A 23,288-nucleotide genomic window follows, 5' to 3' on the forward strand; every position below is an offset into this window, starting at 1 on the left:
GCGGATCTCCCGCCACCGATCGCGATGGCGCTTCGGCGGTCGGGCACGATGCCGCCTACCTGGCTTTCCCATGACGCCAGGAAAGGAGCATGCTTCGATGTCGGTGCCGCCCTCGCCGTAGCGGACGGAAGTGCGCGGGACGCGGGGTGGTGCCGCGGGCGCTGGAAGGGGAGGGCGGAAGGCACTCCGTACCAGGGCCGGCGGCCCGGTCGGTGCGGAAGAGAGATGGCGCGCCCGGAGGGATTCGAACCCCCGACCAATGGCTTCGGAAGCCGTGAAAGATCAACGGTGGCAATGGATTGCGAGCAGCCTCCAGAGGCCTCGCGCACTCCGCTGGCGGTTCCGGGCATTCAGGCCGACGCTCCCGAAGATCGTTTAGGGTCGCTTCGCACCGAAGTTAAATGCTTTTGTCGGCACATTGAAGGGAGTAAAGGTCAACTGCCCAGTCCGCTGGAAACTGGTGCGCGCGTTGTTTGGGGCGCTAAGTTCAACAACACTAAATATATTTATTTTAGTGTTGTTAAGTGTTAGGCTACGGCCATGCATGCTTTGACCGCCCCGTTCCACGCCTATATCCAGCAAACCACCGGCCTCGAGCCGGTGGCGCTGCCGTGGAATGGCCCTGCGCTTCCCAGGTACCTCAAACAAAGCTACGAGCCGCATCTCGTCAGGCTCGCTGGCAAGGTATGGGTGGTCGCGTACCTGCGTCAGGCAGATCCAGTCCCGCCGCTCCAGCTCTTGAAGCAACTGGGGCAGCTGCTGGCCGGCCTGGCGAAACCAGGTCCTGCGGGCGTCTGTCTGGTCGCAGAGCATCTGGCGCCCTACCTGCGCCGACGCTTGGTGGAATTGGGGCAGCCATTCGTCGTTCCGGGGCGCCAGCTGTTCTGGCCTGCGATCGGCAGCGCTGAAACGACGCAGCGACCGAAACGTTCGCGCCCCAGGTCGGTACAGACGTTGGGACCCATTGCGCAGCAGTTGCTGATTTCGCTGCTGCTCCGGCGCCTTCTGCCACCGGTGACCATCAGCTCGGCCGCCGGGGCACTGGGGCGCACGGCGGCCAGCGTAAGCCAGGCTGTCAAGGAGCTGGAGGCAAGCGGGCTGATCACCAGCGAGATGAAGGGTCGCGAGCGGTTCATTGGCTTGGCGGAAGAGCCAGTCGTCGTTTGGAGCCGCGCAAGGTCGTACCTGAGAAGCCCGGTAAGGCAGCGACTGCGGGTTCCTGCGTCGGAGCTTCCGGCTGGAATCACGCTGCGCGCCGGCGAGAGTGCGCTGGCGGCATTGACCGAACTGGCCGATCCGGCGGAGCCTGCGTACGCGGTTGCGAGTGGGCAGTGGCCGAAGACAAGCGCTCCCAGGAACATTCCCACGCCGGATATGGGGACCTGCATCGTCGAGCTTTGGCGATACTCGCCAGACCCGATGTCGGAACGGGGGTGCGTCGATCCCCTGTCCCTGGCGCTAAGCCTCGGAAATTCCAAGGATGAACGCCTCCAGCTCGCCATCGACGAGTTGATGGAGAGGATTGCGTGGTAAAGGGACTGGACACGTTTGCCGCGTTCTTCGGCGGAGATGAAGCGCGCTACGTGCTCATCGGTGGCGTTGCCTCACAACTGGTGCTGGAGGATGCCGGCCTGCAAGCCCGGGCCACGAAGGACCTGGACATCGTTCTTTGCGTGGAAGCATTGGATCCTGCCTTCGGCGGCAAGCTCTGGTCTTTCGTCGAAGCGGGCGGCTACGAGGAGCGGCAGCGAAGAGAGGGCGAGCCTTGTTTCTACCGGTTCATCAAACCCAAGGACGCCTCGTACCCGCACATGCTGGAGTTCTTCGCCCGCGAACCCGGGCACACCCCTCTGGCCGACGGCGCACACCTCACGCCCGTGCCCTTCGAACAGCAAGTGCAGAGCTTGTCCGCCATTCTCCTAGACAACGACTACTACGCCTTCCTGTACGCGAACACGCGCATGCTGGGTGGCGTCCACGTTGTCACCGAAAAAGCCTTGATCCCTCTGAAGGCAAGGGCCTGGCTCGATCTCGTGGCGCGCAAAGCGCGCGAGCCGGACGCCGTGGACAGCCGACACATCCGCAAGCACTGCAACGATGTGCTGCGCCTCTCGCAACTCCTGTCCGAAGCGGATCGCATCGATTTGCCAGACGCCATCCGGGAGGACGTGGATCGGTTCTGCCGGGATGCGGAACCGGACGTCACGAAGGAACTGCTGGCCCAGCTTGGCGTACAGGAGCCACCGGACGCCTTGCTCGCGCAACTGCGTAAGAACTTCGGCGGCTAACGCTGGGAAGCAATGTACGCCAGCAGCCGCTTGAGCCGCGGCGCCGGGTTGGCGAACTTCACCTGCTGCTCGTCGAAGGCCTCGGGGTCGAACTTGCCGCGCTGGCCCTTCTGGCTGCTGGCCCAGACGTGGGACGACTTGTGTTCCGGGTCCTCGGGGTCCGCCAGGGTTTCGAGCAGGCTTTCGTAGCCGCCCGGGCCGCCGCAGTCGTCGGGCGGCGCCGAGCGCTCGCCGGCGGTGCAGCGCGGGTACTTCTTGCCCGGCGCCGCCTCGAGGATCTCCTCGAGCACGACCGTATGCTCCCAGCCTTCGCCGAAGTCGTATTCGTACTCGATTCGGGGATTGGCACGGGTCAGGACGTCGGCCACTCGGTGTTCCCAGCCGGGCAGGGGCGGGTTGTCGTCGAAGTCGTCCAGCGGCATGCCGAAGCGCGGATGGCCATCGCGCTGGCCCCAGGGTCGGAACTCATGCAGGTGGGTGTCGGTCCAGGCGAAGGCGCTCTGAATGGCGACGTGCAGGTCCCAGAAGGTGCAGTCGCCCGGCACCTGCAGGCGGCGCCAGATCAGCGGTTCGATCTCCTGGAGCTCGACCCGGATCTGGAGGATGGGTTGGGGCATGGCGCGCCTTTAATCAATCCGGGTAGGGGACCCGATCAGGTTTTGTCCCAGATCTGTCCCAGATTTGTCACAGGGTTCTTGGCGCGCCCGGAGGGATTCGAACCCCCGACCAATGGCTTCGGAAGCCACTACTCTATCCGGCTGAGCTACGGGCGCGTTTTTAAAGGACTTTTTCTTCAAACCGGCCTGAAACCGGGTTCAGGCCCTGTGACACTTTACCCGGCGCCTTTAACGGATGAGTAGGAGCTTCGGAAGCCACTACTCTATCCGGCTGAGCTACGGGCGCACGGGACGGGCATTCTAGCCGCAAACCGGCAGTGTGGCCCACTTCGCCGAAAAGGCGCTGCCGGGGTCCGGGCGACGGGGCGCGCCTGCTACCCTTTCGCGCATGGGATACGAGCGTTTCGAAACCGACGCCATGCCGCGCTGGCGCGAGCGGCTGGGCCAGTACTGGAAGCTGGTGCGCGGCGATCGCCCCATCGGGGTGCTGCTGCTGCTGTGGCCCACCTGGTGGGCCCTGTGGCTGGCGGCCGACGGCGTGCCGCCGGCGTGGACCCTGTTCGTGTTCACGGCCGGCGTGTGGCTGACCCGTTCCGCGGGATGCGTGATCAACGATTACGCCGACCGTTGGCTGGACCCGCAGGTGGAACGCACGCGCGGGCGTCCGCTCGCGACCGGCGCGGTCTCCGGGCGCGAAGCCCTGGCCGTGTTCGCCGTGCTGATGCTGGTGGCGTTCGGGCTGGTGCTCACGTTGAACCGCCTGACCGTCTGGCTGAGCTTGGCCGGCCTGTTCCTGGCGGCCAGCTATCCGTATCTGAAGCGCTATACCTATCTGCCGCAGGTCTATCTGGGCCTGGCCTTCGGCTGGGGCATCCCGATGGCGTTCGCCGCCGTGCAGGGCGAGGTGCCGCCGGTGGCCTGGGTGCTGTACGGCGCCAATATCCTGTGGGCCACGGCGTACGACACCTGGTATGCGATGGTGGATCGCGAGGACGACATCCGTGCCGGATCCAAGTCCACGGCGATCCTGTTCGGCGATCTGGACCTGGTGATTCAGGGCGTGCTGTACGCGTTGATGCTGGTGGCGCTGTATCTGGTCGGCCGGCAGGCGGGGCTGGGGCTGTATTACCACCTGCTGGCGCTGGGCGTGGCCGCGCTGCTGATCGCCTGGGAGTTCGTGCTGGCGCGCCACCGCGAGCGCGAGGCCTGCTTCCGCGCCTTCCTGCACAACAACTGGGTGGGCGCGGCGGTATTCGCCGGTCTGGCGCTGGACCTGTCCGGTCTGGCGGTCTGGCCCTTCTGACCAGGGCGCACAGGCAGCTGTCCGTCACAGGGCGACGGCGGCCTCATGGCACCCGCGCGCACACCCAGGCATCCACCCGCTCGACGCCCACGGCCCGCAGCGCATGGGCCGCCGCCGCCAGCGTGGCGCCCGTGGTCATCACGTCGTCGACCAGCGCCACATGCGCCGGCAGGGCGGCCTGGTCCGCCACGGCGAACGCGCGGGCCAGGTTGCGCCGGCGCTGGTCCGCATCGAGTTCGGACTGCGCTGCCGTGGCGCGGATGCGCTGCAGCAGGTCTGCGCGCAGCGGCAGGGCCAGCGCGGCGGCCAGCGGGCGCGCCAGTTCCAGCGCCTGGTCGTAGCCACGTTGTCGGATGCGGCGGGCGTGCAGCGGCACCGGCACCAGGGCATCCGGACGCGGCGCAGACACCAGGGCGCCGGCCATCAGATCGGCCATCAGGCGTCCGGCCGCCAGGTCGCGATGGAACTTGAAGCGCGGCACCAGCCGGTCCAGCGGAAAACCGTATACGAACACCGCCCGTGTCTCCGCCAGCAAGGGCGGATCCCGCAGACAGTCACCGCAGACTCCGGGTGCGGACATCGGAAGCCCGCATTGCAGGCATGCGATCCGGTTCCAGGGAAGCCGATCGGCGCATGAGGCGCACAGATCGCGCCCGTTGCAGCCGCGTTCGCGACAGATAAGGCAGCGGGGCGTGAGCAGCGACCGGCTGGCCCGGCGCCACCAGTCGTCAACTTTCGGAGCATCCATGCGGTTGACAGGGCGGGACCCGGTTTCCAGACTTCCGCGACTGTAATCCGCCGAGGCTGCGATGTCCGCTCACATTTCCAGCGATACCCCCCTGCTGCGCCATGACTGGCAACGGGAGGAGCTGCTGGCGCTGTTCGATCTGCCGTTCCCGGACCTGCTGCACCGGGCCGCGACCGTGCATCGCGCGCATTTCGATCCGGCGGAAGTCCAGGTCTCCACCCTGCTGTCGGTGAAGACCGGCGGCTGTCCGGAGGATTGCGCCTACTGCCCGCAGGCGCAGCGCTACGACACCGGTGTGGAGGCGCAGAAGCTGATGGACGCCGAGCAGGTGCTGGCGAAGGCGGCGCAGGCCAAAGCCGCCGGGGCGTCGCGCTTCTGCATGGGCGCGGCCTGGCGGTCGCCGAAGGACCGCGACATCCCCAAGGTCGCCGAGATGATCCGCGGGGTGAAGGCGCTGGGCCTGGAGACCTGCGCCACGCTGGGGATGCTGAGCGGCGCGCAGGCGCAGGCGTTGAAGGACGCCGGCCTGGACTACTACAACCACAACCTCGACACCGCACCCGACTTCTACGGCGACATCATCCACACCCGCCAGTACCAGGACCGTCTGGACACGCTGGCGCATGTCCGCGATGCCGGCATGAAGACCTGCTGCGGCGGCATCGTCGGCATGGGCGAATCGCGCGACCAGCGCGCCGGCCTGCTGCAGGCGCTGGCGAACCTGCCGGCGCATCCGGATTCGGTGCCGATCAACCGCCTGGTACAGGTGGCCGGCACGCCGCTGCACGGCACCACCGAACTGGACCCGTTCGAGTTCGTCCGCACGATCGCCGTTGCCCGCATCGTGATGCCGGCCTCGATGGTGCGCCTGTCGGCCGGCCGCGAGGCCATGAGCGACGAACTGCAGGCGCTGTGCTTCCTGGCCGGAGCCAATTCGATCTTCTACGGCGAAAAGCTGCTGACCACGGGCAACCCGGATACCGAGCGCGACCAGGCCCTGTTCGCGCGCCTGGGGCTGCGACCCATGCAGGTGCAGATGGAAAACGTGCACGACCATCACAGAATGGAAGGCGCCGGCAGCGGTACGGTGCACGCCGACATCACTCATCCTGCGCCGTGCTGCGGCCAGGCGGCGTAGTCGGGGGAACACAGGGGACATGACGAGGGCCATCACGCCGGCGCGGGCATCGCGTCCCGGCGCGTCGGTGTCTTCGTGTCCCGGCCGCCGCCGATGCGCGCTCCCGTACCCGGTGCCGAACCCATGACACGCCCCGACCTGCACGACCGCATCCTCGCCCAGCGCCAGCAGCGCGTGGCCCTGGCGCGCCAGCGCACGCGCCGCACCATCAGCCGTCGCGATGGCGTGCGCGTGGAGGTCGACGGCCGCTGGCTGACCGAATTCAGCAGCAACGACTATCTGGGTCTGGCGCAGCAGTTCGAAGTCACCAGCGCCCTGCAGGACGCCGCCGCACGCGAGGGCACCGGTGCCGGTGCGTCGCATCTGGTCAGCGGCCACCATGCGGCGCATGAGGGGCTGGAGCGGGACATCGCGGACTGGCTGGGCTATCCCCGTGCGCTGCTGTTCGGCAGCGGATTCCTCGCCAACCTGGCCGTGCAGCAGGCCCTGCTGGAGGACGGCGACGTGTGCGTGCAGGACCGTCTCAACCACGCCAGCCTGCTCGACGCCACGCGTCTGGCCGGCGCGAAGCTGCGACGCTATCCGCACCTGGATCCCGAAGGCGCCCTGCGCCAGCTGAAGCTGCAGCCGGATGGCGCGGCCATGCTGGCGACCGATGGTGTCTTCAGCATGGACGGCGACACCGCGCCGTTGCGTGCGCTGAGCCTGGTGGCGCGCATGCAGCAGGCGCTGTTCTTCGTGGACGATGCGCACGGCGTCGGCGTGCGCGGGCCCGAAGGTCGCGGCAGCGTGGCCGAAGCGCGCATGGGCGTGGCCGACGTGCCACTGCAGCTGGTCACCCTGGGCAAGGCGCTGGGTGGCTACGGCGCCGTCGTCGTGGGCGAAGAGACGCTGATCCAGCATCTGGCCGAGACCGCGCGCCCCTACATCTACACCACCGCACTGCCTCCGGCGCTGGCGGCCGCCACCCGCGTGGCGGTAAAGCACGCGCGCCGCGACCAGTGGCGGCGCGAGAAGCTGCGGTCGCTGGTGGACCGCTTCCGCAGTGGCGCGCAGCGCGCCGGACTGCAGCTGATGGCGTCGGATTCGCCCATCCAGCCGGTGCTGTGCGGCAGCGATGGCAACGCACTCGCGTTGGCGGCGGCGCTGGACAGTGCAGGCTACCTGGTGCCGGCGATCCGGCCGCCAACCGTGCCGGACGGCAAGGCGAGGCTGCGGGTGACCCTGTCGGCCCTGCACTCGCCGCAGGACGTGGACGGTCTGGTGGACACCCTGGCGCGCTCGTGGGAAGCGGTGCAGCGCGTGCACGGCGCCGTGGCCTGAGGCAAGCGGCCTGTCGCGATCCCGCACGGCGCGGGATAGGCGACAATACGCGCATGCATATCGAAACCCTCGGCAGCGGCCCCTCTCTGGTGCTGCTGCATGGCTGGGCGCTGCATGGCGGCGTGTTCGCCCCGCTGGTGCAGCGGCTCTCCGACCGCTACACGCTGCATCTGGTCGACCTGCCCGGGCACGGCTTCAGCCGTGACAGCGAGGTTCCGCTGACGCTGGACGCGACGGTCGCCGCCGTTCTCGCCCGCACGCCGCCGGCCGCCTGGCTGGCATGGTCGCTGGGCGGTCTGTTCGCGCTGCATGCGGCGGCATCGTCGCCGCAGGTGCGTGGGCTGGCCATGATCGCGGCGACGCCGCGCTTCGTGCGGGACGGCGACTGGCCGCATGCCGTGGAAGGCCGCGTGTTCGCACAGTTCGGCGACGACCTGCGCAACGACTATGCCGGCACGCTGGAACGGTTCCTCGCGCTGGACACGATGGGCTCGGAACATGCCCGCAGCGAGTTGCGTACGTTGAAGCTCGATCTCTACGCACGCGGCGAACCTTCGCCTGCCGCCTTGCAGACTGGCCTGAAGCTGCTCGAGCAGTCCGACCTGCGCGCGACGCTGCCGGCACTGTCCGCCCCCACCTTGTGGCTGGCGGGGCGCCGCGACCTGCTGGTGCCGTCGAAAGCGATGCGGGCTTCTGCCGCCGCCACGCCGCAAGCCACTTTCGTCGAGATCGCCGGCGGTGGCCACGCACCGTTCCTGGGACACGCCGACCTTGTGGCGGCCGAGGTGGAGCGCTTCATGCAGGCGCTGCCGGAGGCCGCCGCATGAGCACGTTCGACCAACGCCACATCCGCCGCGCGTTCTCGCGCTCGGCTGCCGGCTACGATGCGGCGGCGGCGCTTCAGCACGAAGTCGAGAAGCGCCTGCTGGAGTCGCTGGACTACTTCGCCCTGCGGCAGGGCCAGGATGCGGCCGACCCGAAGGTGGTGCTGGACGTGGGCTGCGGTCCCGCGCACGCGGCCGCCACCATGCGCAAGCGCTGGCCGAAGGCGCAGGTGATCGCGCTGGACCTGGCGTTGCCCATGTTGCGCGAGGCGAAGAAGCAGGCCGGCTGGTGGAAACCGTTCCAGCGCGTCTGTGCCGACCTGCGCGCATTGCCGCTGGCGGAAGCCAGCGTCGACGTGCTGTTCTGCAACCTGAGCCTGCAGTGGGTGGACGACCTGCCGGCCGCGTTCGCCGGCTTCCGCCGGGTGCTGAAACCCGGCGGCTTGCTGGTGTGCTCGACGTTCGGGCCGGAAACGCTGCAGGAACTGCGCGATGCGTTCGCGCAGGCCGACGATGCGCCGCATGTCAGCCCGTTCCCTGCCATCGCGCAGTTCGGCGATGCGCTGATGCTGGCCGGCTTCCGCGATCCGGTCCTCGACCGCGACCGTTTCACCCTCACCTACGACGATCTGCCGGCGCTGATGCGCGAACTGCGCGCGATGGGCGCGACCAATGCCTTGCGCCAGCGCCGGCATACGCTGACCGGTCGCGCACGCTTCGCGGCCGCGGCGGCGGCCTACGAGCCCTTGCGTCGCGCGGATGGCAGGCTGCCCAGCACCTGGGATGTCATCTACGCCCATGCCTGGGCGCCGCCGCCGGGCGCGCCGATACGGGGGCAGGGGGAGGACATCGCGACGGTGCCGCTGGCGAAGATCCCGATCCGGCGACGCGGCGAGTAGCGTCGGCGCGGGGTTCGCCGCACGGACTCGCTACGACTCGCCATGCGTCGCGCCGGCCTCAGGGATTGTCGCGGCGCACCTGCCGGATCCAGTCCTGCAGGTTGTAGTAGTTGGTGACGCGGGCGATGCGGTCGTCGCGGATGTCGAAGAAGGCGCCGCCCGGCAGCGTATAGGTCTGGCCATCGGCCGGTGGCAGGCCCTCGTCGGTATGCAGGTACTCGCCGTGCACCACGTACTCGGCGGCCGCGCGCTGGCCGTCCTGGGTGACCAGCACCACGATGTCGCGCAGTTGCTCGCGGTAACTGGCGTTCATGCGTCCCAGGAAGGCGGCGAACGCTTCGCGCCCCACTTCGCGCGCGCCCTGGTTGAGGTCGTGCACCACGTCATCGCTCAGCATCGCCAACATGCCCTCCCAGTCGCCGCGGTTGAAGGCGGCGTAGTAGCTGAGGACGAGTTCGGTGGCGCGGTCCTGCCGGCGCGTGCCGTCGATCTTCATGGGGAGTCCGGGAGGTGGGCGGGCTGCCGATGATACGCCACGCCTTCAGCGCGGCAGGCGGTCGCGGTGGAAGAAATACACTTCCTGCAGCAGGAACCGCCAGCGCGTGGCGAAGGTGCGGAAGCGGCTGGTCGGCGTGGGCGAGCCGACCGCACGGATGCCGAGCTCCTGGCTGATGCGCAGCGCGCGCGCCATATGCAGCGGGTCGCTGACCACGATGACATCGTGCAGCTGGTGCTGCTGCATCAGCAGCGACGCCTGGCGCAGGTTGTCGTGGGTGTTGCGCGACAGCGATTCGATCAGGATCGCCTTCTCCGGCACGCCCTGGCGCAAGGCATAGCGGCGCGCGACCTGGGATTCGGAGAAGCGCGCGCCGACGCCGCCGTAGCCGCCGGTGAAGATCAGTTTGGGCGCAAGCCCGCGCTTGTAGAGGGCGATGCCGTGGCGGATGCGCTCTTCGAACACCGGCGAGGGCTTGGCGTCGTAGGCGGCCGCGCCCAGCACGATGATGGCGTCTGCGGGCCGGGCGTCGTCGCGCTGGCCGACCCAGGTGATGTAGGCCGCCACGCCGGCCAGCCAGAGCAGAACCAGCAGCAGCAGCCGCCAGGTCCAGCCGAACACCCCGCGCCGGGGCTTCCTGCGGCGCGCGTTCATGCCGCGGCCTTCCAGGGCAGGGCGTCCAGATCGACATTGCCGCCGGACAGGATCACGCCGACCCGTTGTCCGGCCACGCGTTCGCGGCGGCGAAGGATGGCCGCCAGCGCGATGGCGGAGGAGGGCTCCACCAGCAGTTTCAGGCATTCCCACAGTAGCCGCATCGCGACGAGCGTTTCGGCATCGGGCACGGTCACCACGTCCACCCGGTGCGCGCGCAACAGGGCGAAGTTGGGGGCGCCCAGCGTGCCGCGCAGTCCGTCGCACAGGGTGTCGGGGGTGAAGTCCAGGCGCAGTTCCCCGGCGGCCAGGGAGTCGGCGGTATCGGCGGCGCCGACCGGTTCGGCACCCAGCACGCGGCAGCCGGGCGCCGTGGCGGCCGCGACGATCGCCGTGCCCGACAGTAGGCCGCCACCGCCCACCGGTGCGACGAGGACGTCCAGCGGGCCTTCGGCGTTGATCAGTTCAAGCGCGGCGGTGCCCTGGCCGGCAATGACATGCGGATCGGTGTAGGGATGCACCAGGCGGGCGCCGGTGTCGGCCTGCACCATCGCCGCCGTCGCCTCGCGGGCGGCGATGGTGGCCGCGCAGGTGTGCAGGGTGGCGCCCTGACGCGCGATGTTGGCCCGTTTGGCGGCGTTGGCGCCTTCCGGCACCACCACGTGGCACGGGATGCCCCGCGTACGCGCGGCCAGGGCCAACGCGGCGCCATGGTTGCCGGACGAATGCGTGACCACGCCGCGGGCCGCCGTCGCTTCGTCCAGCGCCCATACGGCGTTGCACGCGCCGCGGAACTTGAAGGCGCCCGTCCGCTGCAGCGGCTCGGCCTTGAAATGCAGCTCGCAGCCGGCCAGCGCATCCAGTGCGCGCGAGCGCAGGACGGGCGTGGCGTGCGCATGGGGTGCGATACGGGCGGCGGCGGCAAGGACGTCGTCGTAGGTGGGCAGGGGCATCGACATGCCGAAAGGTTAACGCATCGTCGCGGTTCGCCGCCGGCTGAAGCGGGCCCGCACGGGCAGGACGCGAACGGCCACTGTCCGGACGGGTTAAGCACGGATTCAATGCATCGGGCCGATGCTGCCTACAGAATCCCCGGGGGGTCCCGACATGAAGCGCTCATCCTTGTACGCCCTTGCCGTCGCCAGCCTGTCCCTGGGCGGCTGTGCGACGTACGACTACGTCGGCGACACCGCCCCGGGCGGCTACTACCATGGCCGGCCGAGCACGCAGTACTACGACCCTTACGGCGGCGGCTATTACGGCGGGGGCGGCGTCTATGGCAGCTACGGCTACGGCAGCCCCTACGGCTATCGCGGCTATTACCCCTATTACGGGTACTACGGCCCGTACTATCCCTATTACCCGCCCCATCATCACCCGCGCCCGCCGCGTCCGGGCGACAGCGACAAGCCGCCGGGTGGCGGCAACCGTCCGCCCCCGTGGCGTGACCCGACCGGTCGCTGGCGTGAGGGCGGCTCCCAGCCGATGGTGCCCAACCGCAGCATCCAGGCATTGCCGTCGCCGAGCCAGCCGCGCGTGGGCGAAGGCGGCTACCGGCCACCGCGGGTGATGCCGGCGCCCTCGGCGCCCCGTGCGACCGAACGCCCGCAGCGGATGGAGCGGCAGGCACCTGCCCGGATCGAGCGTCCGGCCCCGCCGCCGCGTCCATCCGGTCGTTCGGACAACACCATCCGTCAGCGCGAACCCTGATCCGGGGCTCCGGAGCGGTCCGAGCCGTTGCTTTCCCCCTGCCGTCGTCGCAGGCTGCGAACATGACTTGACCGGTTGCGTCGCTTTCTGACGTAAGCGGCAATAAAGGTTCAATGTCGACGTCCGGTGGGGAAATCTGGATCCCCCCTGTTCCGGCCCTGCCGGACGTCGGCGCCTAACAGAAAGCCCGGCTTTGCCGGGCTTTTTTCTTGCTCTGGTATCCTGCGCGCAGAAAAAAGGGGCCGGCAGTCCCCCGACTACCGGCCCCCCGGCATCCCCGGCGTGCGCATGGCTGGCCCCTGTTCCAATTACCAGCCCGGCGCCCCTGGTCGCTTGCCACGACGGGTGCACGGGAATACAGCAGGAAGCGTGCCAACTTGACCTGCCTTGATGCAGAACGCCGCCCTCCCCATCCGATCGCCCACCGGCCTCCGCCACCGACCGCCTCATGATCCCGAGCTTCCACCACTACGACGTCATCATCATCGGCGGCGGCCATGCCGGCACCGAGGCCGCGTTGGCGTCCGCACGCGCCGGGGCGCGCACGCTGCTGCTGACCCACAACGTGGAAACCGTGGGCGCGATGAGCTGCAACCCGGCCATCGGCGGCATCGGCAAGGGGCATCTGGTCAAGGAGATCGATGCCTTGGGCGGCGTGATGGCGTGGGCGGCGGACCGCGCCGGCATCCAGTGGCGCACGCTCAATGCCTCCAAAGGCCCGGCCGTGCGCGCCACGCGCTGCCAGGCCGACCGTGCGCTGTACCGCAGCGCGGTCCGGCGCGCGGTGGAAGCGCAGCCGAACCTGACGCTGTTCCAGGCCGCCGTCGATGACCTTGTCATCGAGAACGGCACCGTCCGGGCCGCGGTCACCCAGACGGGACTGACCTTCCATGCGCCGGCGGTCGTGCTGACGGCCGGCACCTTCCTCGCCGGCAAGATCCATGTCGGCGAAACGCAGTACGCCGGCGGGCGCGCCGGTGATCCGCCGGCCACCGCCCTGGCGCAGCGCCTGCGCGAAGGCGCGTTCGTGGTCGATCGGCTGAAGACGGGGACGCCGCCGCGCATCGACGGACGTTCGCTCGACTATTCGGTGATGGAGGAGCAGCCGGGCGACGATCCGCGCCCGGCGATGTCGTTCATGGGCAGCGCCGCCGACCATCCACGCCAGGTGTCGTGCTGGATCACCCACACCAGCGAACAGACGCACGAGATCATCCGCGGCGCGCTGCACCGTTCGCCGATGTATTCCGGGCAGATCGAAGGCATCGGCCCGCGCTACTGCCCATCCATCGAGGACAAGGTGGTGCGCTTCGCCGAGAAGGCCAGCCACCAGATCTTCGTCGAGCCCGAAGGCCTCGATGTCGCGGAGATCTATCCCAACGGCATCTCCACCTCGCTACCGTTCGATGTGCAGCTGGCGCTGGTACGCAGCATCCGCGGCATGGAGCACGCGCACATCACGCGTCCGGGCTACGCCATCGAGTACGACTTCTTCGATCCACGCGGGCTCAAGGCATCGCTGGAAACCAAGGCGGTCGCCGGCCTGTTCTTCGCCGGCCAGATCAACGGCACCACCGGCTACGAAGAGGCGGCGGCGCAGGGCCTGCTCGCCGGCCTCAATGCTGCGCGCTTCGCGCAGCAGAAAGAGGCGTGGTCGCCGCGCCGCGACGAGGCCTATCTCGGCGTGTTGGTCGACGACCTGATCACGCACGGCACCAAGGAGCCGTACCGCATGTTCACCAGCCGCGCCGAGTACCGGTTGCAGCTGCGCGAGGACAATGCCGATCTGCGTCTCACCGAAACCGGCCGCGCGCTGGGCCTGGTCGATGACGCGCGCTGGCAGCGCTTCGAAGCCAAGCGCGAGGCCATCGCCCGCGAGACGGGCCGCCTGCGTGCGCTGTGGGCCACGCCCGCGAACGCCCTGGGGCGCGAAGTGGCCGACACGCTGGGCGTGCAGGTCAGCCGCGAGACCAACGTACTCGACCTCATCAAGCGTCCGGAGCTGGACTACGCGAAGCTGATGGCGGTGCCGTCCATCGGTCCCGCCGTGGACGATGCGCAGGTCGCCGAACAGGTGGAGATCGGCGTGAAGTACGCCGGCTACCTGGACCGCCAGCGGGACGAGATCGAACGCCAGCAGCGCAACGAATCCACGCCGATCCCGGCGGGCTTCGATTTCGCCAGCGTGCGCGGCCTGTCGGCCGAAGTGCAACAGAAGCTGGAACGCGTGCAACCGGAAACCATCGGCCAGGCCCAGCGCATCCCCGGCATGACGCCGGCCGCCATCTCGCTGCTGCTGGTGCACCTGGAGCGCGCACGGCGTACGCGGGTGGCGTAAGCGCCGCTCGGCTGTTGTAGGAGCGACGTAAGTCGCGACCGTGGATCTTCAGCGACGACGCACCATCCATGCAGGAGAGCAAGCCTTGCACGCGGGAAAGCGTGCGGTCGCGATTTACGTCGCTCCTACAGAGGTTCTTCGGGATGCCGCTGCTTCCACGCCGCCAGCTGCTCGCGATAGTGCTGCAGCTGCTCCGCATACAGGTCATGCACGCAGATCGGGCAGCCGCTGTTGCAGCAGTCGCTGGGCAGCGGCGGCTCGGGTTCGAGGGGACGTGGGTCGTCGTCGGGCGTCACTGGGCGCCCATTTCCTTCAGCAGATGCGGCGCGGGATAGACCTTGCCCATCAACCAGCGCAGGTAACGCATGTCCACATGCACCGCGCGCTTGTAGCGCGGGTCGAACATCCAGCTGGCGCTGACGGATTCCCAGTTGCTGTCGAAGTTCAGGCCGATCAGTTCGCCACGTGCGTTGAGCACCGGCGAGCCCGAATTGCCGCCGGTCGTGTCCAGGTTGGTGAGGAAGTTGACCGTCTGCGTCTTCAGCGCCGGATCTTCGGTGCCGGCGAAATCGCCTTTGGCGATCGCATCCAGCAATGGTTTCGGCGCGTCGAACGGCACCTCGCCGGTGTTCTTTTCGACGATCCCGGCCACCGTGGTCACCGGCGTGTACTGCACGCCGTCGCGTGGCGAGAATCCGTCCACCCTGCCGAAGCTCACGCGCAGCGTACCGTTAGCATCCGGGTACAGCGCGCGCCCCTGCTGCTGGCGCCAGGCGAACAGCGCACGCATGTACGCCGGGCGAAGACGAAGCTGCTCGCCCGCGCGGGTCTTGCGCTCCTGCTCCAGCGCCAGTTGCACCGGCACCAGCGTCGCCGCCAGGTCGATCAGCGGGTCGGCCGCCATCGGCCGGCCTTCGCGCGCGGCCGCGAAGCGCGACAGGCGTTCGGCCTCATCGCCCAGCTTCGTGTTCGCGTACAGCGCATCCAGTGCCTGCTTCAGTACGGCGGGCGTGCGGCCGAAGGCGGCATCGAAACCGGGCAGGCGCTGTGCGTCCGGCAACTGCTGGTAGCGCGTCAGCAAGGCCGTCAGCAGGGCTTTCTCCACCTCCGGCGCATAGCGGCGCTGTACCTGCTTCAGGACGCCTTCGATCAGGGCGTGGTCGCGCGCCTGGTAGCCGCCCTCGCGCTCGGCGTCCGGTTTGGCCGATTCCACGCGCAGCCGTTCCAGTGTGATCGCGCTGCGCATCAATTGGGACTGCGAGCCGAACAGCGACAGCAACAGTTCCCGCTCGCGCATCGCCGAGTCGCCGGCGATCGAGGCGGCAAGCGCGTCGATGTCCGCCCGCTCCTTCGCTGCCGCGTCGGTCGCCAGCATGCCGCGCTCGTCCTCCGCGCGGACGCGCACGGCATCGCTGCGACGCAGGCCTTCCAGTTCGCCGGCGGCGCGCTTGCGGTTGTTCTTCAGCGACTGCAACTGTGCGGCATAGCGCGTCTTCGCGTCGGCATCCTGCTTGCCGGCCGCCTCGATCACCTCGATCAACTGGTCGAACACGGCCACGCGCGCCGGCAGCGCCCAGTTGACTTGCTCGTGGAACTCGGCGGCGGTGCGGTGCCGGTATGTCGTGCCCGGGTAACCGGCCAGCATCGCGTAGTCGCCGGCCTTCGGTCCGTCCTTCGCCAGCGACAGGTGCGCGGGCGCGCGATAAGGCACGTTGTCCGGGCTGTAGGCGGCCGGCTTGCCGTCCCTGCCCACGTAGGCGCGTAGCAGGGTGAAATCGCCGGTGTGGCGCGGCCACATGAAATTGTCGATCTCGTCGCCGTAGTTGCCGATCGCGCGGGGCGGTGCGTAGACCAGCCGGATGTCGCGCAGTTCCAGCTGTTTGATGCGGTAGAAGTCGGTGCCGTAGTACATGTTCGCCACGCTGCAGCGCACACCGGCTTCCTGCTCGCACTCGGCAACGATAGCTTTGCTGGCGCGGTCTACGGCGTCGAAGTAGGCCCGTCCGGTCTTGCCGGCCGCATCCTTCAGCACGGCGTCGGTCACCTTGTCGTAGCCCACCGTGACCAGCACGCGGAAATCCGGATTGGCGGGCAGCTCGGCGGCAAGATCGCCGGCAATGAAGCCGTGGTCGATCAGGTTCCGATCCGCCTTGCTGTTGTACTGGATGACGCCATACGCCACGTGATGGTTGGTGAGCACCAGCCCGTCCGGCGAGACGAAGGCGCCGGTGCCGCCGCCGGCGCGCACGACGGCGCTCAGCGGTGCGGCGGTGACCTCGGCCAGTGTCTTCGGGTCGCCCTTGAAACCAGCGTGGCGCAGCGGCTTGGCCAGTTGCGGCAGCTGCGAGGGCATCCACATGCCTTCGTCGGCGTGGACGGGCAGGGCGAGGGCAAGACCCAGTGCGAGGGCGGAAGCAGTCAGTTGGCGGCGCATCGTCTCGACTCGGAACATTGAGCCAAGACGATAGCGGCATCCTGCAGCGGCGGCAAACGTCGGTATGTCGCCGCGCGTGGCGATCAGCGCTTCAGTTCGAAGACCACACTGACGCTTTCCGAATACTCCACCCTGGGCTGCAGGTACCGGCCCCCTTCGCTTCGCGAACCGGTGACCTGTACCCGATCCAGGGTCGCGCCGCTCCATGCGTTCGCATATCTGGAATTGATGCTGTCGATACTGTAAACCCCGCCAAGCGCGACACCGAAGGCGCCCGCCATCTCGGTGGCCTTCTGTCGCGCGTTCTCCACCGCTTGCTGTTTTGCTGAAGCGCGCAGCGAGTCTGCCTGGGTGGAAGCCAGGACGACATCCGAAACGTCGTCGGCGCCCGCAGCCAGCGCCGCATCAAGGAACGCGTTCAGACGTTCCACGTCCTTCAGCACGACGACGACGGAGCGTTCCGCGACGTACCCATTGGAGATGCGGCGTCCCTTGTCGTCGTAGTCGACGTCTTCCTCGGTGCGCAAATCCGATGCGCGGACACCGTCCGCGGCGACATCGAAGCGTGCGGTGGCCTCAAGCAGTGCGTTGACCTGCTGGTCGACGGCTTGCTTGGCCGGCAACGGCTGCGTGGCGCGCTGGCTGAAGTCGAGCGTAATGCTGGCACTGTCGGGGCGAGCGCCCGTCTTTCCCTCGCCTGTCACCACGATATGCGGCGCATCAGGGAGCGGTGTACCGGCCACCAGAGGAAACGGCAGCAGGGTCAGCAAGAGCAAGAGGCAGTGCGTGCTGCGCATACGGGTCTCCCGCTTGAAGGAGCCCGCAGTGTAATCACTTCTCCTTGCGCCAGTTGATCGAGCCGCGCGTTTCGATGGTGCTGGATTCGATCTCCACGTCGAAGCCCTTGCGCAGCAGGTACTTCAGCGTCACCGCCGAACCGGACCCGATCATCGACACGCCGTAGCTGACGTACAGCTTCGGCGAGAGGTACTTGCCCACGCCGAACACCGAGCCGCCCAGCGTGCGCGATTCCAGCACGCCGGCATCGTCCAGGCCGATCTTCGCGCCCAGCTGCGATGCCAGCAGGCCCGCACCCGCGCCCAGTGCCGACGATGCGGCGTTGATGCGCTGGCTTTCGTCGCTGCTGGCGGTGTTCAGCGAGCGGCCCAGCACCAGGTAGGCGAGTGCTTCGGATTCGGACATGGCCGGGTTGGACCACACGCGTGCGCGCGGCTGGCTGGCGCGCCCGGTCACGTCGATACCGGCGGTGACGCTGGCGCTGACCACCTCGCGTTCGGCGCGGATGTTGATGCGTGGATCGGACACGGCGTTGTTGCTCCACGTCAGCTCGCCGCGGGTGATGCGCAGCTTTTGCCCGTAGGCCTCGTAACGACCGTCCACGTCCAGCCGGCCCGTGGCCAGCATCTCGCGGCCTGGCTGCGAACGCACGTGCAGCGTGCCGGCCAGCGTGCCCTCCAGGCCGTAGCCTTTCAGCCTGACCTCGTCGCCCACCTTCAGCGACAGGTCCAGGTCCAGTCGCGAACTGGGCGCACGCTCGGGATCGGCCGGGTCCAGCACCACCACGTCCTCCGAGGCGGACACGCCGTCGTCCAGCTTCTCCACGTCGATGGTCGCCGAAGGTATGCCCACCTCGCCGCGGACCTGGATGGTGTTGTCGGCGAAGCCCACCTGCAGATTGGGCGAGGCCACCGCACGCAGGTCGGTGGTGTCGGCCACGAGGACGTTGTCGCCGCGCACCTGGAACTGCAGTGGCGTGGTGTCGTTGTTCCAGCCCAGGGTGCCGGCCACGTTGAGCACGCCGCCGGTGCCGGTGCCGCCGGTGGAGGACACCGTCTTCATGCTGCCGTCGATGCGCGCGCTGCCGTCGGACAGCGCGACCAGTTCGGCGCCGCCGTCCACCAGCGACACGCCCAGCGCGGGCAGTTCGCCGGTGAACTCGGTCAGGGTCGCCTCGCCGCTGAGCAGCGGGCGCCCGCGGGTGCCCGCCACGCCGATATGCCCGGCCAGCTTGCCGCGCGGGCGCACGAGATCCGGCGAGAACAGTTCCATCCAGAACAGGCGCGAGTTGTGGAAGTACAGGTCGCCCTTCAACGGCGCGAATGCATCCCAGCCGGTGTTGAAGGTGGCATCGACGTAGCCGTCGCCCTTGAAGCCGGTGCCCAGGCGGCCCTGGATGCGCTGCGGGGTGAAATCGACATCGAGAGTGAAGTTGTCGTACCGGATGATCTCGCCGCGCGCCGTGGTGCCCATCTTCAGGCCGCCATCCAGCGAGGCCAGGCGCACTTGGCCTTGCCACGCATTGCCGGCGGGGCGGAGCGTCGCATCGAGGGTGAACTCGCCGCGCAGCGTCAGCGGGCGACCGTTGCTGGGCGGCAGCCAGGGCTGGACCAGCGCCAGCGACAAGGCATCGCCACGCACCTGCAAGCCGCGTCGCGGCCAGTCGGCGCTGGCGCACAGCGCGCCGCCGATGTCCGAGGCCAGGCAGCTTTCCGACAGCGTCCAGTTGGCGCCGTTCTGCGCCAAGCGCGCCGGCTGCCGCAAGGTCCACGGGTTCCCCTTCGAGGGGGCGATGCGCAGCGCGTCGAGCGTACCCTGCCAGTCGGCACCGCGCTTCCGCGCAGCGCCCGACAGCGCGACCGCGCCCATGGCGTTGCGCGCATCGGCGTCGAAGCGCAGGTCTTCCACCGCACCCCGCGCATCGAGTTGCACGCTGTCCAGTACCGTACCGATGTCTACGCTGCGGCCCTGCAGGGCGAGTTCGCCATTGCCGCTGCGCCAGGGCAGGCGGCCGCGCAGGCTGAGTGCGCCGGCGCTCCAGTCGTTCCAGCGCAGGTTTTCGCCCCCGAGATCGGCCTCGATGTTGGGTGCGGTGCGTGCGCCGGTCAGCGCGAGCGAGCCCGCCAGCGTGCCGCTGGCGCCCGGTGCCAGGTCGGCCAGATTCAACGGACGGAGATCCGCGACCACGTCCAGCGTGTCGCCGACCTTGCCCTTGGCGGTAACCCGGCTGCCACCCAGCGAGAGCGCAAGATCGCCCTGGCCGTCTCGGCCATCCAGCGCGAACGTGCCGCGCGCGTCCAGCGGTCGGTCGCGCAGGCGCCCGGCGAGCTTCGGTACGTCCAGCGTGCCCTGGAACAGGCCGTCCTCGCGCTGGCGTCCCTTCGATGTGAGGTTGCCGGAGAGGTTGCCGTTCCATCCCGCGGCGAAATAGCCGGGATCGAAACCGGCCAGCGTCGCGGCGATATCCCAGTCCAGCACCGGCGACCAGCCGACGGTCCCGGTCGCCTCCAGCGTGCCGGTCGGCATGCTGGCGCGCAGCGTCTGCAGTCGCACGCGCTCGGCGTTGCCGCGGCCGTCGAACTCCAGCAGCGCGCTGTCCTCGCCGCGCGTCAGCGTGGCCTTGCCGATGGCGGCCCAGGCTTCCCGCTTGCCGGCCAGGCCGAAGTCGCCTTCGGCGCCGATCATGCTGTCCGCTTCCGTGCCCCAGCGCAGGCCGCGGGCATTCACCGCAAACCGGAACTCGGGATTCTCCGGCGCCGTGAAATCCGCGCGGCCGCGCAGGGAGGCGTAGCCGTCGAACGCACGGATGGCCAGCGGTTCCACGGTCAGCACTTCACCGTCGATGCGCGCATGCGAGGGCTCGATCACCACGGCGATATCGCCCTGCTGCACCGAGCCCTGCAGGTCCGCCGCACCTCCGGCGCCCTTGGCCACCAGATCGAACGCCACCGGCGTGCTGTCCTCCATCACGCCCAACAGCGACAGGTCCAGCGCTTCGGTTTTCGCGGCGAAGTTCCATGTGGGCTTCGTCTCGCCGCGCAACGTCAGCGTCGCGCGCAGCGGCGCCGGTGCGGCGCCGGCCAGGCCGACGTTCATCCGCGTGCGATTGCCGCGCGCCACCAGGCCGAGGCGGGCCGGGGTGCGGCCCATCGTGGCGGGGAACACGCCGGTCGCCGTCAGGTCCGTTTCGTAATTGTCGCGCGGCGCGTAATCGCCCTGCACGCCGAACGCGCCGCGGTCGCTGGCGATGGCCAGCTTCTCCGCGTGCACGTAGCCGTTGCCGATGTCCAGACCACCCGTAGCGCGCGCGATGTCGATGACGGGCTGGCCGTTCTGCCGGATCAGGAACCGGTCGATCTCCAGGCGGTCGGCCTGGATCGCCAGCGGCATCTCGATCTGCGGCAGCAGGTCGGGCCAGCGCGGCAGCTCGAACGGTTCATCGCTCTCGGGCACGTCGAGCATCGCACCGTGCAGCTTCAGCACGTCCAGGCGCAGGCGTTTGCCCAGCAGCGGCCGCAGGTCCGGTTCCAGATAGACTTCGTCGGCGGTGAAGCGGATGGCGTCCCAGCGGAAATCCACGCCGCGCAGGGTCAGCGGGCCAGCGATGGGACCCTCGACCGACCGGTACGTCAGCGAAGCATCCGCGGGCAGTCGCGCCTGGATCTGGGCCAGCAGCACGTCGCGGCCGGCGACGGTCTGCAGCAGCCAGTACAGGCCGATGCTCAGCAACACCACCAGCACGCCGGTGCCGATCGCGCTGCGGATCGCCAGCGTGCGCATGCGCGCACGGCGGCGCGCGCGCAGTTCGGCGATGCGGGCTTCGCGCTCCTCGGGCGTCAGGTTGTCGGGCGCGCGTCGCTTCACAGGTCGGTCCCGATGTTGAGATAGAGCTGGAAGCTGGAGTCCGGATCATCCAGTCCATGCGCGATGTCCAGCCGCACCGGTCCCACCGGTGAACGCCAGCGCAGGCCGACGCCGATGCCGGTACTCAGCTGCGGGCGCGTACCGTCGAAGGCGCTGCCGGTGTCCACGAACACCGCACCGCCGTACGGGCCGCCCTTGGGATAGAACTCGTACTCGACGCTGCCCGTGAGCACGTTCTTCGCGCCCAGCGCATAGTCCCCGCGGCGCGGTCCGACTTCGCGCCAGGCGTAGCCGCGGATGCTGCGGTCGCCACCGGCGAAGAAGCGCAGCGACGGGGGCATGGCCACCAGCGAGCTGGTGAAGGTATGGCCGTACTCGCCGCGCACGATCAGCGCGCTGTTGGTCTTGTACTGCTGCGACCAGCGCGCACGCATGTGGAACTGCAGGAAGTTGGCGTCCGAACCCGCGCCGTCCACGCCGCCGCGCAGGAGGATGGAGCCGGCCAGCTGGTCGGGCCGGTTCGAGCCCACCGGCGAGTTGGTGTAGTCCGCGCGCAGCGAGGGATAGGTGAACGTGGCGTATTGCACGGCGGTGTCGGGCAGGCCGGTAAGCGGATCGTTCTCGATATAGCGCCAGCGCTCGCGCAGCGCGTGGATCGAGGCGACCGCCGTCCAGTCCTCGCTGACCTGCCCGCTGCGGCTGCCCGTGAACTCGACATGGCGCAGGTCGATGTAGTCGGTTTGTTCGTCGCTGGCCTGCAGGCCGACGGCGTACCAGCCGTCCAGCCATTTGAAGGCGGGGATGCGGTACTGGGTCAGCAGCGTCTTGCGCTTCTGCGCATAGTCAAGGTGCGTGGACAGTTTGTGCCCGCGCGAATTGACGTACCGCCGGTCCAGCCCCAGGCGGACACCGGGGCCGCTCTCGGTGCCATAGCTGACGCCGGCGGTGTAGATGTCGCGCTTGGCCAGCTCCAGCTTGACGTCGATCGGCACGCGGCCGTCCTCGGCCTTGTCCGGGTTGGCCTGGATGTCGATGCTGGAAAAGTAGTCCAGCCCCACCAGCGATTCGCGCAGGCGGTCGAGCTTGCCCTGGTGGAAGTAGCTGCCTTCTTCCCAGTACACCAGCTTGTCCAGCAGGCCCGGATCGAACTTGTCCTGCAAGAAGGTGGTGGGGCCCATGTCGTAGCGGATGCCGCTGACCCAGCCCAGGGCGATGTCGGCAGCGCGGTCCGCGCGGGTGACCTCCACGCGGCGGTGGGTGAAGTCGGCGTCGAAGTAGCCGCGGTCGGCCAGGCGGCGCACGATGGCCAGCTTGCTGGCTTCGTAGGTGGTGTGGTCGAACACCTCGCCGACCTTGGGCGCGAAGGCCTCCAGGTCCTCCTTCAGGTAGCGGTCTTCGCCGCCTTCGCCTTCGATGGACAGGTCGCGCCGGCGCACGCGCACCGGTTCGCCCAGCTGCACCCGCACGGTGACCGTCAGGCGTTCGTCGTCGGCGGCTTCGGTGCGTGGCGCCTCGACGGTGATTGTGGGCGAGTAGTAGCCGAACGGCTCCAGCGCCTCGCGTGTTTCGGCGGCCGCTTCGTCGAGCAGGTACTCCAGGCGCGACTCGCCCAGCCGCTTGCCCAGCGAGTCGTTGAGGGAGAGCGCGGCGTTGACGTTCTCGACCATCAGTTCGTCGTCCAGGCCTTCGATGCTCACCTTGTCGACGATGGCCGCCGCCCAGGCAGGCGCCGTGGTGGCAAGCAGGACGGCGAAGGTGGCGAGGCGGGGGAGTCGACGCATGCGGGCAGGATACCGGGTGCGGGTTAAACGCGGTGAAGGTCAGCCGCGATCCTGTGCAACATCGTTCACGCGA

Annotated in this window: 19 protein-coding genes and 1 tRNA gene; 9 read left to right on the forward strand and 11 right to left on the reverse strand. The window is 68.8% G+C overall.

Annotated elements, in window-relative coordinates; all coding sequences use genetic code 11:
• Window positions 1-540: 540 nt before the first annotated feature.
• Window positions 541-1,533 (forward strand): winged helix-turn-helix domain-containing protein, encoded by a 993-nt coding sequence (locus V8246_RS05790; RefSeq protein ID WP_336188351.1) that lies wholly within the window; start codon window positions 541-543, stop codon window positions 1,531-1,533.
• Window positions 1,527-2,288 carry a hypothetical protein gene (locus V8246_RS05795; protein WP_336188352.1) on the forward strand — a complete coding sequence of 254 codons (762 nt, stop codon included), beginning with the start codon at window positions 1,527-1,529 and terminating at the stop codon, window positions 2,286-2,288. The genes V8246_RS05790 and V8246_RS05795 overlap by 7 nt, the downstream gene beginning before the upstream one ends.
• On the opposite strand, the gene V8246_RS05800 is transcribed toward V8246_RS05795, so the two are convergent.
• Window positions 2,285-2,905, reverse strand: coding sequence for a plasmid pRiA4b ORF-3 family protein (locus V8246_RS05800; RefSeq protein ID WP_336188353.1), 621 nt, complete (start codon window positions 2,903-2,905; stop codon window positions 2,285-2,287). The two genes, V8246_RS05795 and V8246_RS05800, sit on opposite strands and share 4 nt — an antisense overlap.
• Window positions 2,906-2,984: 79 nt before the next feature.
• Window positions 2,985-3,061: transfer RNA gene (locus V8246_RS05805), tRNA-Arg, on the reverse strand.
• Between the two features lie 232 nt (window positions 3,062-3,293).
• Here V8246_RS05805 and ubiA point away from each other — a divergent pair.
• Window positions 3,294-4,208 carry a 4-hydroxybenzoate octaprenyltransferase gene (gene ubiA, locus V8246_RS05810; protein ID WP_336188354.1) on the forward strand — a complete coding sequence of 305 codons (915 nt, stop codon included), beginning with the start codon at window positions 3,294-3,296 and terminating at the stop codon, window positions 4,206-4,208.
• 43 nt (window positions 4,209-4,251) lie between these two features.
• Here the strand turns inward: ubiA and V8246_RS05815 are convergent, their stop codons facing one another.
• The gene (locus tag V8246_RS05815) at window positions 4,252-4,956 is read right to left on the reverse strand and encodes a ComF family protein (RefSeq protein ID WP_336188355.1); all 705 of its coding nucleotides are present in this window, start codon (window positions 4,954-4,956) and stop codon (window positions 4,252-4,254) included.
• A 61-nt stretch (window positions 4,957-5,017) separates the two neighbouring features.
• Here V8246_RS05815 and bioB point away from each other — a divergent pair, with 61 nt between their 5' ends.
• The 4 genes from bioB (at window position 5,018) to bioC (ending at window position 9,140) form a co-directional block, all read left to right on the forward strand.
• Window positions 5,018-6,094, forward strand: coding sequence for a biotin synthase BioB (bioB, locus tag V8246_RS05820; RefSeq protein WP_336188356.1), 1,077 nt, complete (start codon window positions 5,018-5,020; stop codon window positions 6,092-6,094).
• Window positions 6,095-6,217: 123 nt separating this feature from the next.
• The gene (bioF, locus tag V8246_RS05825) at window positions 6,218-7,417 is read left to right on the forward strand and encodes an 8-amino-7-oxononanoate synthase (protein WP_336188357.1); all 1,200 of its coding nucleotides are present in this window, start codon (window positions 6,218-6,220) and stop codon (window positions 7,415-7,417) included.
• Between the two features lie 53 nt (window positions 7,418-7,470).
• Window positions 7,471-8,244: a pimeloyl-ACP methyl ester esterase BioH gene (gene bioH, locus V8246_RS05830; RefSeq protein WP_336188358.1), complete on the forward strand. Its 774-nt coding sequence runs from the start codon at window positions 7,471-7,473 to the stop codon at window positions 8,242-8,244.
• Window positions 8,241-9,140, forward strand: a complete 900-nt coding sequence (bioC, locus tag V8246_RS05835) for a malonyl-ACP O-methyltransferase BioC (RefSeq protein ID WP_336188359.1) — start codon at window positions 8,241-8,243, stop codon at window positions 9,138-9,140. The genes bioH and bioC overlap by 4 nt, the downstream gene beginning before the upstream one ends.
• 58 nt (window positions 9,141-9,198) lie before the next feature.
• On the opposite strand, the gene V8246_RS05840 is transcribed toward bioC, so the two are convergent.
• Genes V8246_RS05840 through V8246_RS05850 form a run of 3 tightly spaced genes read right to left on the reverse strand, consistent with a single transcriptional unit; the run spans window position 9,199 to window position 11,249 of the window.
• Window positions 9,199-9,636, reverse strand: a complete 438-nt coding sequence (locus tag V8246_RS05840; RefSeq protein WP_336188360.1) for a ketosteroid isomerase-related protein — start codon at window positions 9,634-9,636, stop codon at window positions 9,199-9,201.
• A 45-nt stretch (window positions 9,637-9,681) separates the two neighbouring features.
• Complete coding sequence (locus V8246_RS05845) at window positions 9,682-10,290, reverse strand: YdcF family protein (RefSeq protein ID WP_336188361.1); 609 nt, start codon at window positions 10,288-10,290, stop codon at window positions 9,682-9,684.
• Entirely contained in the window at window positions 10,287-11,249 is a 963-nt protein-coding gene (locus V8246_RS05850; RefSeq protein ID WP_336188362.1) for a pyridoxal-phosphate dependent enzyme, read from the reverse strand. The genes V8246_RS05845 and V8246_RS05850 overlap by 4 nt, the downstream gene beginning before the upstream one ends.
• A 148-nt stretch (window positions 11,250-11,397) precedes the next feature.
• Between V8246_RS05850 and V8246_RS05855 the strand changes: the two genes are divergently transcribed.
• On the forward strand, window positions 11,398-12,000 hold the full coding sequence (locus V8246_RS05855; protein ID WP_336188363.1) for a hypothetical protein: 603 nt from the start codon (window positions 11,398-11,400) through the stop codon (window positions 11,998-12,000).
• A gap of 448 nt (window positions 12,001-12,448) precedes the next feature.
• A complete protein-coding gene (mnmG, locus tag V8246_RS05860) occupies window positions 12,449-14,338 on the forward strand; it encodes a tRNA uridine-5-carboxymethylaminomethyl(34) synthesis enzyme MnmG (protein WP_336188364.1) in 1,890 nt (629 codons plus the stop codon).
• 125 nt (window positions 14,339-14,463) lie between these two features.
• On the opposite strand, the gene V8246_RS05865 is transcribed toward mnmG, so the two are convergent.
• From V8246_RS05865 to V8246_RS05885, 5 genes are all read right to left on the reverse strand, one after another.
• On the reverse strand, window positions 14,464-14,634 hold the full coding sequence (locus V8246_RS05865; RefSeq protein WP_336188365.1) for an oxidoreductase-like domain-containing protein: 171 nt from the start codon (window positions 14,632-14,634) through the stop codon (window positions 14,464-14,466).
• On the reverse strand, window positions 14,631-16,772 hold the full coding sequence (locus V8246_RS05870; protein WP_336188366.1) for a S46 family peptidase: 2,142 nt from the start codon (window positions 16,770-16,772) through the stop codon (window positions 14,631-14,633). Before V8246_RS05870 ends, V8246_RS05865 begins: the two co-directional genes overlap by 4 nt.
• 83 nt (window positions 16,773-16,855) lie before the next feature.
• A complete protein-coding gene (locus V8246_RS05875; protein ID WP_336188367.1) occupies window positions 16,856-17,569 on the reverse strand; it encodes an SIMPL domain-containing protein in 714 nt (237 codons plus the stop codon).
• A gap of 34 nt (window positions 17,570-17,603) precedes the next feature.
• Complete coding sequence (locus tag V8246_RS05880) at window positions 17,604-21,434, reverse strand: translocation/assembly module TamB domain-containing protein (RefSeq protein WP_336188368.1); 3,831 nt, start codon at window positions 21,432-21,434, stop codon at window positions 17,604-17,606.
• Window positions 21,431-23,215 carry an autotransporter assembly complex family protein gene (locus V8246_RS05885; protein ID WP_336188369.1) on the reverse strand — a complete coding sequence of 595 codons (1,785 nt, stop codon included), beginning with the start codon at window positions 23,213-23,215 and terminating at the stop codon, window positions 21,431-21,433. Before V8246_RS05885 ends, V8246_RS05880 begins: the two co-directional genes overlap by 4 nt.
• Window positions 23,216-23,288: the final 73 nt, after the last annotated feature.

It is taken from the genome of Pseudoxanthomonas sp. F11, assembly GCF_037046485.1.
Classification (GTDB): domain Bacteria; phylum Pseudomonadota; class Gammaproteobacteria; order Xanthomonadales; family Xanthomonadaceae; genus Pseudoxanthomonas_A.

What these genes read in the sequence shown, in the direction of transcription:
- V8246_RS05790 (WP_336188351.1), top strand. Translation starts at nt 541, where the DNA reads ATGCATGCTTTGACCGCCCCGTTCCACGCCTATATCCAGCAAACCACC.
- mnmG (WP_336188364.1), top strand. Translation starts at nt 12,449, where the DNA reads ATGATCCCGAGCTTCCACCACTACGACGTCATCATCATCGGCGGCGGC.
- V8246_RS05840 (WP_336188360.1), bottom strand. Translation starts at nt 9,636, where the DNA reads ATGAAGATCGACGGCACGCGCCGGCAGGACCGCGCCACCGAACTCGTC.
- bioF (WP_336188357.1), top strand. Translation starts at nt 6,218, where the DNA reads ATGACACGCCCCGACCTGCACGACCGCATCCTCGCCCAGCGCCAGCAG.
- V8246_RS05875 (WP_336188367.1), bottom strand. Translation starts at nt 17,569, where the DNA reads ATGCGCAGCACGCACTGCCTCTTGCTCTTGCTGACCCTGCTGCCGTTT.
- ubiA (WP_336188354.1), top strand. Translation starts at nt 3,294, where the DNA reads ATGGGATACGAGCGTTTCGAAACCGACGCCATGCCGCGCTGGCGCGAG.
- V8246_RS05855 (WP_336188363.1), top strand. Translation starts at nt 11,398, where the DNA reads ATGAAGCGCTCATCCTTGTACGCCCTTGCCGTCGCCAGCCTGTCCCTG.
- bioC (WP_336188359.1), top strand. Translation starts at nt 8,241, where the DNA reads ATGAGCACGTTCGACCAACGCCACATCCGCCGCGCGTTCTCGCGCTCG.
- V8246_RS05845 (WP_336188361.1), bottom strand. Translation starts at nt 10,290, where the DNA reads ATGAACGCGCGCCGCAGGAAGCCCCGGCGCGGGGTGTTCGGCTGGACC.
- bioH (WP_336188358.1), top strand. Translation starts at nt 7,471, where the DNA reads ATGCATATCGAAACCCTCGGCAGCGGCCCCTCTCTGGTGCTGCTGCAT.
- V8246_RS05815 (WP_336188355.1), bottom strand. Translation starts at nt 4,956, where the DNA reads ATGGATGCTCCGAAAGTTGACGACTGGTGGCGCCGGGCCAGCCGGTCG.
- V8246_RS05885 (WP_336188369.1), bottom strand. Translation starts at nt 23,215, where the DNA reads ATGCGTCGACTCCCCCGCCTCGCCACCTTCGCCGTCCTGCTTGCCACC.
- bioB (WP_336188356.1), top strand. Translation starts at nt 5,018, where the DNA reads ATGTCCGCTCACATTTCCAGCGATACCCCCCTGCTGCGCCATGACTGG.
- V8246_RS05870 (WP_336188366.1), bottom strand. Translation starts at nt 16,772, where the DNA reads ATGCGCCGCCAACTGACTGCTTCCGCCCTCGCACTGGGTCTTGCCCTC.
- V8246_RS05800 (WP_336188353.1), bottom strand. Translation starts at nt 2,905, where the DNA reads ATGCCCCAACCCATCCTCCAGATCCGGGTCGAGCTCCAGGAGATCGAA.
- V8246_RS05850 (WP_336188362.1), bottom strand. Translation starts at nt 11,249, where the DNA reads ATGTCGATGCCCCTGCCCACCTACGACGACGTCCTTGCCGCCGCCGCC.